This is a genomic window from Lacisediminimonas sp. (assembly GCF_030645335.1).
GTDB lineage: Bacteria > Pseudomonadota > Gammaproteobacteria > Burkholderiales > Burkholderiaceae_D > Lacisediminimonas.
The window spans coordinates 1-8,188 of the sequence record NZ_JAUSNH010000090.1 but is presented as its reverse complement, the minus strand read 5'-3'; the positions used below and the strand labels follow the sequence as shown (position 1 = coordinate 8,188).

The window sequence follows — 8,188 nt, the reverse complement described above, 5'->3', positions numbered from 1 at the left end:
ATTTCCTGGCCAACCGACAGCACTTCCGACGGGTGACGCACACGACGCCATGCCAGGTCGGTGATGTGCAGCAGGCCATCGATGCCACCGAGGTCGACGAATGCGCCGTAGTCGGTGATGTTCTTGACGATACCGGTGACGATGGTGCCTTCTTTCAGCGTTTCCATCAGCTTGGCGCGCTCTTCGCCCATCGACTCTTCGACCACTGCGCGGCGCGACAGCACAACGTTGTTGCGCTTGCGATCCAGCTTGATGACCTTGAAGTCCAGCGTCTTGCCTTCGTACGGAGTCGTGTCCTTGACCGGACGGGTATCGACCAGCGAACCCGGCAGGAAGGCACGGATGCCGTTGGTCATGACGGTCAGGCCGCCCTTGACCTTGCCATTGACGGTACCGGACACGATCTCGCCGGATTCCATTGCTTTTTCCAGCGCCAGCCACGAGGCCAGGCGCTTGGCCTTGTCACGCGACAGGATAGTGTCGCCGAAACCGTTTTCCAGGGATTCGATCGCAACGGAAATGAAATCGCCGACGTTGACGTCGGTCTCACCGTTGTCGTTCTTGAATTCTTCGATGGGAATGAATGCTTCGGACTTCAGGCCGGCGTTGACGATCACGAAATTGTGATCGATGCGAACGACTTCAGCCGAGATGACTTCACCGGAACGCATGTCCTGGCGGGTCAGCGATTCCTCGAATAAGGCGGCAAAACTTTCCATGCCAGGAGCGGACGTGGGGGAAGAAGCAACAGTTGACATATGGGATAAGGGGGTTAGCCAGTCTGGCGCGGGATGCGGAAGATGCTGGGTTGGGTTAACAAACACCTGCCGGCGCTTTGCGCGACAACAGGCTCCACTACACGACTATCTAAAACAACTACAAAACTACAAGGACCGACTTGCTGCATGCCAGGCCAGCACTTGTGCAACAGCCTGCTCTGCAGTCATGTCGGAAGTGTCCAGCAGGTGCGCACCTTCGGCCGGCCTGAGCGGCGAGGCAGCACGGTTTGAATCACGCGCGTCCCGTTCGTTCAAATCCTTCAGAAGGTCGAGCATATTAGCAGGAAATCCCTTGTCAATCAATTGCTTATACCGCCTCTGCGCGCGGGCTTGCGCACTTGCGGTCAGGAATACTTTCAGTCCGGCATCGGGGAAGATCACGGTACCCATGTCGCGCCCATCGGCGACCAGTCCCGGCGCGCATCGAAAGCCGAGCTGCAGCGCAACCAGGGCCGTGCGTACCGCAGGATGTGCCGCGATCCGGGACGCGCTGTTGCCGACTTCTTCGGCACGAATGGCCGTGCTGACATCCTCGCTGCCGAGCAGGACCTGGCCATCCACGAAGCGGATTTTCATGCCCGAGGCCAGCGCGGCGACCGAGGCTTCGTCCGCCAGGTCCGTACCCGCCCGCAATGCACACAGCGCTGCCAGCCGGTATAAGGCGCCCGAGTCGAGGTAGTGAAAGCCAAGATGTTGCGCCACGCGCTGCGAGACCGTGCCTTTGCCGGATGCGGTCGGGCCGTCGATGGCAATGACGGGAATGCTGGAAGCCATAACTGTTGTTGATTCCTATTGCCGCGCAGCCGGGCGATGGAGGATGCCGGCAAAGGCCTGGAAATAATCGGGGAAAGTCTTGGCAACGCACTTGGGGTCGTTGATCCGGATCGCCGCGCCGCGGCGGGCGGCGCCGTCCAGGCAGGCCAGCGAGAAGCACATTGCCATCCGGTGGTCGTCGTAGGTGTCGATGGTGGCTGCCAGGATTTGTTCCGGCGGGGTGATCCTGAGGTAGTCGTGCCCCTCTTCCACACCGGCGCCGAGCTTGCGCAGTTCGGTTGCCATCGCCGCCAGCCGGTCGGTTTCCTTGACGCGCCAACTGGCGATATTGCGCAGGATGCTGGGACCATCGGCGTACAAGGCAGCAATGGCCAGGGTCATGGCGGCATCCGGAATATGGTTGCAATCGGCATCGATCGCCTTGAGCACACCGTTGGATCGCGCTTCCATCCAGTTGCCGCCGCTGTCGATGGTCACGCCCATCTGCCGCAGCGCATCAATGAAACGGACGTCGCCCTGGATACTGTCGGCGCCAACACCTTCGACCCGGACCGGCCCGCCGGCAATCGCGCCGGCCGCCAGGAAATAGGATGCCGACGAGGCGTCGCCCTCCACCTGCACCACGCCCGGCGACACATAGTGCTGGCCGGCACGCACGGTAAACGCCTGCCAGCCATCGCGCTGCACCTCAACGCCAAAGCGCTGGATCAGGTTCAGGGTGATTTCGATATAGGGTCGGGAAATCAGTTCGCCCACCACCTCGATGGTCAGGTCCTGGTGGCGCGCAATCAGCGGGGCCGCCATCAGCAGCGCAGTCAGGAACTGGCTCGATACGTTGCCGCGCACTTGCATGCGCTCGGCATGGATACGGCCGCGCTGGATGTGCAAGGGCGGAAAGCCGGGCTGGCCGGTGTAGTCGATGCGGGCGCCCACGGCGTTCAGCGCATCGACCAGGTCGCCGATCGGCCGCTCATGCATGCGCGCCACGCCATGCACCGTATAGTCGCCGCCGATGGCCGCCAGCGCCGCCGTCAGCGGCCGCACTGCAGTACCAGCATTGCCCAGGAACAGGTCAGCCTGATGCACCGGGAAATTCGCATTGGCGCCGTGAACCGTGTAGTTCTGGCTGTCGCCTTCCTGCTTCCATTGCAGGCCGAGCTTTTGCAGCGCCATCAGCATTACGCTGGTGTCATCGGACGCCAGCAAGTCGCGTACCTGCGTCGTCCCTTCGGCCAGTGCGGACAACAACAAGATACGGTTGGAGATGCTCTTGGAGCCAGGCAGGCGCACCGTGCCTGAGGCACTGGCCGCAGGCAACAGGTCCAGGTGGTGCGGATAATGTTTCATTGCTGGGCGCCTTGCGGTGTGTTGGTTGCCGGCGCAGCCGCTTGTGCCTTGTCGCCGGATTCAATTGCGCTAATCCAGTTTTCGCGCGCGTGCCTGGCGTTGGCGTACACCGCCTCCAGTGCGGCGCCGTCGTCGGTGGCTATCATGGCGCGCATCCGTTGCAACTGGGCGATGTAAGCGTCGAGTTCGACCAGCATGGCGTCCCGGTTGGCCAGCGTAATGTCGCGCCACATCTCGGGCGACGAGCCGGCAATGCGGGTGAAATCGCGAAAGCCGCTGGCCGCGTACTGGAACAGCAGGTCTGCATTGGGCTTGCGCGCGATATCGTCCACCAGCGCATAGGCCAGCAAATGCGGCAGGTGACTGACTGCGGCGAACACCTGGTCGTGGCGCTCGGGGCTCAAGCGGTAAATCGTCGCGCCACAGCAGCGCCAGGCAGCGGCGACCCGTTCGATATGCTCATCTGTGTTTTCAAGCAAGGCCGCTATGACCACTTTCTTGCCGGCGTAGAGTTGCGCCAGCGCGGCATCCGGCCCGTTCATTTCGCGCCCGGCAATCGGGTGCCCCGGAATGAACTGGGCGATTTTGCTGCCCAGCGCCCTGCGTGCTGCCGCCACCACATCGGACTTGGTGCTGCCGGCGTCAGTGACGACCGTGGACGCACCAAGGACCGGCGCAATCTCGCGCAGGATGTTTTCGGTCTGGGCCACCGGCGCCGCCAGCAAAACCAGGTCCGCACCGGCCACCGCATCGGCCACCGAACTTGCAATCTCGTCGATGATGCCCAGCACCAGCGCGCGCTCCAGCGATGCGCGGCGGCGTCCGACGCCGACCACATGCCGCACCGCACCCGCCTGCCGCAGCGCGAGCGCGAACGAACCACCGATCAGGCCGACGCCAAAAATTGCGATCTTGTCGAGCACGGTTACGACCTTTCGTCAGGATTTTTGCTTGGCTTGCGCAGGGTGCGAAGTTTGCGATTGCGCCCCAAGCGCCACCTTCAACGCCAGCAGGAACGCCGCATTCTCTTCGGGCAAGCCGATGGATACGCGCAGCCACTGCGGCAAGCCGTAATTACCGACCGGCCGCACGATCACGCCCTGCTTCAACAGCGCCAGGTTCACCCGTGCGCCGGCGCCATCGTCAGGGCCGGCCCGGAACAGGATGAAGTTGCCGTACGAGGGAACAAACTCGATATCCATTGCGCGCAAGGCCCCCGTCAACTGCGCATAACCCGCCGCATTGACCGCGGCGCTGCGCGCCAGGAAATCGAGATCGGTCAATGCCGCCACGGCCGCAGCCTGTGCCAGCGAATTCACATTGAAGGGCTGGCGGATGCGGTTGAGCAAGTCGGTGACCGTCGGCTGGGCAATGCCCATGCCGATGCGCAATCCGGCCAGGCCGTAAGCCTTGGACAGCGTGCGGGACACCAGCAGGTTCGGATACTGGCGCACCCATGCGACCGAGTCGTATTGCAGTTCGGGCGCCAGGTATTCGTTATAGGCTTCATCCAGCACCACCACCACATGCGGCGGCACCCGCTGCAGGAAATCCTGGATCTGCGCAGCGGGAATGAAAGTGCCGGTCGGATTGTTCGGGTTGGCAATGAATACCAGTCGCGTATCCGGCGCGATTGCCGCTGCCATGGCCGGCAAGTCATGCCCGAACTGCCGCGCCGGCACCACGATGGCGCGCGCGCCCACGGCCTGGGTTGCCAGCGGATAGACCGCGAATGAATACTGCGAATACACCACCGACTGCCCCGGCTGCACAAACGCATGGGCCGCCAGTTCGAGGATATCGTTGCTGCCGTTGCCCAAGGTTATCCAGTCGTCCGGGACGCCGTACTTGCTGCTGATCACGCGCTTGAGTTCAAAACCATTGGAGTCGGGATAGCGGCCAATCTCGTCCATGGCGCGCTGCATGGCTGCGCGCGCTGAATCGGGCATGCCCAATGGATTTTCGTTGGAAGCCAGTTTGACGATGGACGCGACATCCAGGCCAAATTCGCGCGCGACTTCAGCAATAGGCTTGCCACCCTGGTAGGGAGCGATGGCGCGAACGTAATCGGGGCCGAATACTTGGGACATGATGGGACCAGGCTAATGAAAGGTAAGGGGAATGACGTTGGCGTTGATGTCTGCGTTGAAGGTTTGCGCTCGGATCCGGGTTGGCGACGCCGCCCGTCAAACGCCGAGCGGGTAAGAACCGAGCAACTTGAAGAAAGCGGCGTTCTGCTTGAGTTCGGCCAGCGCGCGGCGCATCTTTTCGTCGTCGGCATGGCCTTCCAGGTCGACGTAGAAGTAATATTCCCAGGCGCCGGTGCGGGCCGGGCGCGACTCGAAGCGCGTCATCGACACGCCGTGGCTGGCAAGCGGCGCCAGCAACGCATGCACCGCACCCGCCTTGTTCGGCACCGACAGCACCACCGACGTATGGTCATTGCCGCTGGCTGCCGACTGCTGGCGGCCAATCACCGCAAAACGCGTGCGGTTGTGCGGATCGTCCTGGATGTGCGAGCGCACCACCTGCAATCCGTAACGGCTGCCGGCACTTTCGCCGGCAATGGCCGCCGTGCCTGGCTCCTCGGCCGCCATGCGCGCCGCCTCGCCGTTGGACGCCACCGATTGCCGTTGTATCTGCGGATAGTTCTGGTTCAGCCAGTTCTGGCATTGCGCCAGCGATTGCGAATGCGAGCAGATGCGTTGCACGCCGTCCATCGTTCCGCTGCGGGTCATCAAGCTGTGATGCACAGGCAGTGAAATTTCGCCGCTGATGGTCAAGGTGGTCTGCAGCAACAGATCCAGCGTGCGGTTGACTGCACCCTCGTTGGAATTTTCCACCGGCACCACGCCAAATTCAGCGGTCCCCGCCTCGGTGGCTCGGAATACTTCATCGATCGACACGCAGGGCACGGCATCGACCGCTTGCCCGAACTGGCGGAACACTGCCTGTTCGCTATACGTGCCGGCAGGGCCGAGGAAAGCGACCGTAACCCGCTTTTCCAGCGCCCGGCAAGCCGACATCACCTCGCGGAATATCGTCTGCACATCACCGTCGTGCAAAGGACCGGGATTGCGCGCGGCCGCATTGCGCAATACCTGAGCCTCGCGTTCCGGCCGGAACACCGGCGCGTCTGTCAGCGCCTTGACGTGCCCTACCTGCTGCGCAACCCGGGCCCGCTGGTTCAGCAACTCCAGCAATTGCCGGTCGAGCGCGTCAATCTGCTCGCGCAGCGGCTTTAGTAGTTCTTCGCTCATGATTCCCCTGCCGGTCTTCAGGCGACTACATCGTCGTCGTTGCCGGTTTCTTCTTCAACATCGGTCTCGACGATGCGCTGCAGACCGGACAGGCGGGTACCGTCTTCCACGGCAATCAGGGTCACGCCCTGCGTTGCCCGTCCCATTTCGCGTATTTCCGATACCCGCGTGCGGATCAGTACGCCGCCGGTGGTGATCAGCATGATTTCGTCGCTTGGCTCCACCAGGGTAGCGGCCACCACACGACCATTGCGTTCGCTGGTCTGGATGGCAATCATTCCCTTGGTGCCGCGGCCATGGCGCGTGTACTCGGTAATCGGGGTGCGCTTGCCATAGCCGTTTTCGGTCGCCGTCAGCACCGACTGCTGCTCGTTTTCAGCGACCAGCAGCGCGATCACTTGCTGCCCTTCTTCCAGGTTCATGCCGCGCACACCGCGCGCGGTACGACCCATCGGACGCACATCGTTCTCGTCGAAGCGCACTGCCTTGCCGGAGTCCGAGAACAGCATCACGTCGTGCTTGCCATCGGTGAGTGCGGCGCCGATCAGGAAATCGCCGTCGTCGAGATCCACCGCAATGATGCCCGCCTTGCGCGGATTGCTGAAGTCCGACAGCGGTGTCTTCTTGACCGTACCCAGGCTGGTCGACATGAAGACGTAGCGGTCTTCAGGGAATACCCGGTTCTCGCCGGACAGCGGCAACACCACCGTGATCTTCTCGCCGTCCTGCAACGGGAACATATTGACGATCGGCCTGCCCCGCGAATTGCGCGAACCCTGCGGCACTTCCCAGACCTTCAGCCAGTAAAGCCGGCCGCGGTTGGAAAAGCACAATATGTAGTCGTGGGTATTGGCAATGAACAACTGGTCGATCCAGTCGTCTTCCTTGGTTGCCATGGCCTGCTTGCCGCGTCCGCCGCGCTTTTGCGCGCGATATTCGGAAACCGGCTGCGACTTCATGTAACCGGTGTGCGACAGGGTCACCACCATGTCTTGCGGTGTGATCAGGTCTTCGGTGCCGAGGTCGGTCGCATTCATTTCAATATATGAACGACGTGGATCCTTGACGCCATCGCCGTATTCAGCGCGCACTGCCGTCAGTTCGTCGGAAATGATGGTCTTCACACGCTGCGGATTGGCCAGGATGTCGAGCAGGTCGGCGATCTGCGTCATCACTTCCTGGTATTCATTGACGATCTTGTCCTGCTCCAGGCCGGTCAGGCGTTGCAGGCGCATCTGCAGGATTTCCTGGGCCTGGTCGTCTGACAGCTTGTACAGGCCATCGCCCTGCATGCCGTAATGCTTGGGCAGGTTGTCCGGACGGAAGGCATCGATGCCGCCTGCATTGTCCGCACCGGTGCGGGAAAGCATGTCGCGCACCACCGATGAATCCCATGCCCGCGCCATCAGTTCCGATTTTGCAACCGGCGGCGTCGGCGCCGCCTTGATGATGGCAATGAAATCATCGATATTGGCCAGCGCCACGGCCAGGCCTTCCAGCACATGGCCGCGCTCGCGCGCCTTGCGCAGCTCGAACACGGTACGGCGCGTCACGACTTCGCGGCGGTGCGACAGGAAGCTGTCGAGCATCTGCTTGAGGTTCAGCAAACGGGGCTGTCCATCGACCAGCGCCACCATGTTCATGCCGAACGTGTCCTGCAACTGGGTCTGCTTGTACAGATTATTGAGCACGACCTCGGGCACTTCGCCGCGCTTCAATTCGATCACGACGCGCATGCCGGACTTGTCCGATTCGTCGCGGATCTCCGAGATGCCTTCCAGCCGCTTCTCGCGCACCAGCTCGCCGATGCGGATGAGCAACTGAGCCTTGTTCACCTGATAGGGAAGTTCATCGACGATGATGGCCTGGCGGACGCCCTTCTCCATGTCCTCGAAGTGGGCACGCGCCCGGATCACCACGCGGCCGCGGCCGGTGCGATAACCGTCGCGCACGCCGGACACACCGTAAATGATGCCGCCCGTAGGGAAATCCGGTGCCGGTATGATTTCGATCAATTCATCAACGGTC

The 8,188-nt window shown here is 62.1% G+C and carries 7 protein-coding genes; all 7 read right to left on the bottom strand.

Translation table 11 applies throughout. The features are described from left to right. A partial coding sequence (locus Q7T64_RS06385) for a S1 RNA-binding domain-containing protein (protein ID WP_304793007.1) occupies positions 1 to 719 on the bottom strand: 719 nt, incomplete at its 3' end. Positions 720 to 884: 165 nt separating this feature from the next. Then, entirely contained in the window at positions 885 to 1,553 is a 669-nt protein-coding gene (gene cmk / locus Q7T64_RS06380) for a (d)CMP kinase (protein WP_304793004.1), read from the bottom strand. 15 nt (positions 1,554 to 1,568) lie between these two features. After that, complete coding sequence (gene aroA, locus Q7T64_RS06375) at positions 1,569 to 2,900, bottom strand: 3-phosphoshikimate 1-carboxyvinyltransferase (RefSeq protein WP_304793002.1); 1,332 nt, start codon at positions 2,898 to 2,900, stop codon at positions 1,569 to 1,571. Continuing rightward, positions 2,897 to 3,823: a prephenate dehydrogenase/arogenate dehydrogenase family protein gene (locus tag Q7T64_RS06370; RefSeq protein WP_304792999.1), complete on the bottom strand. Its 927-nt coding sequence runs from the start codon at positions 3,821 to 3,823 to the stop codon at positions 2,897 to 2,899. The genes aroA and Q7T64_RS06370 overlap by 4 nt, the downstream gene beginning before the upstream one ends. A gap of 15 nt (positions 3,824 to 3,838) precedes the next feature. After that, positions 3,839 to 4,990: a histidinol-phosphate transaminase gene (gene hisC, locus Q7T64_RS06365; RefSeq protein ID WP_304792996.1), complete on the bottom strand. Its 1,152-nt coding sequence runs from the start codon at positions 4,988 to 4,990 to the stop codon at positions 3,839 to 3,841. A gap of 96 nt (positions 4,991 to 5,086) precedes the next feature. Next, positions 5,087 to 6,160, bottom strand: a complete 1,074-nt coding sequence (gene pheA / locus Q7T64_RS06360) for a prephenate dehydratase (RefSeq protein ID WP_304792993.1) — start codon at positions 6,158 to 6,160, stop codon at positions 5,087 to 5,089. A 17-nt stretch (positions 6,161 to 6,177) separates the two neighbouring features. After that, positions 6,178 to 8,188, bottom strand: a 2,011-nt coding sequence (locus Q7T64_RS06355; RefSeq protein ID WP_304792989.1) for a DNA gyrase C-terminal beta-propeller domain-containing protein, incomplete at its 5' end; no start/stop codon positions are given.

Coding starts and splice junctions, on each gene's coding strand:
- aroA (WP_304793002.1), bottom strand. CDS start 2,900: ATGAAACATTATCCGCACCACCTGGACCTGTTGCCTGCGGCCAGTGCC.
- cmk (WP_304793004.1), bottom strand. CDS start 1,553: ATGGCTTCCAGCATTCCCGTCATTGCCATCGACGGCCCGACCGCATCC.
- pheA (WP_304792993.1), bottom strand. CDS start 6,160: ATGAGCGAAGAACTACTAAAGCCGCTGCGCGAGCAGATTGACGCGCTC.
- hisC (WP_304792996.1), bottom strand. CDS start 4,990: ATGTCCCAAGTATTCGGCCCCGATTACGTTCGCGCCATCGCTCCCTAC.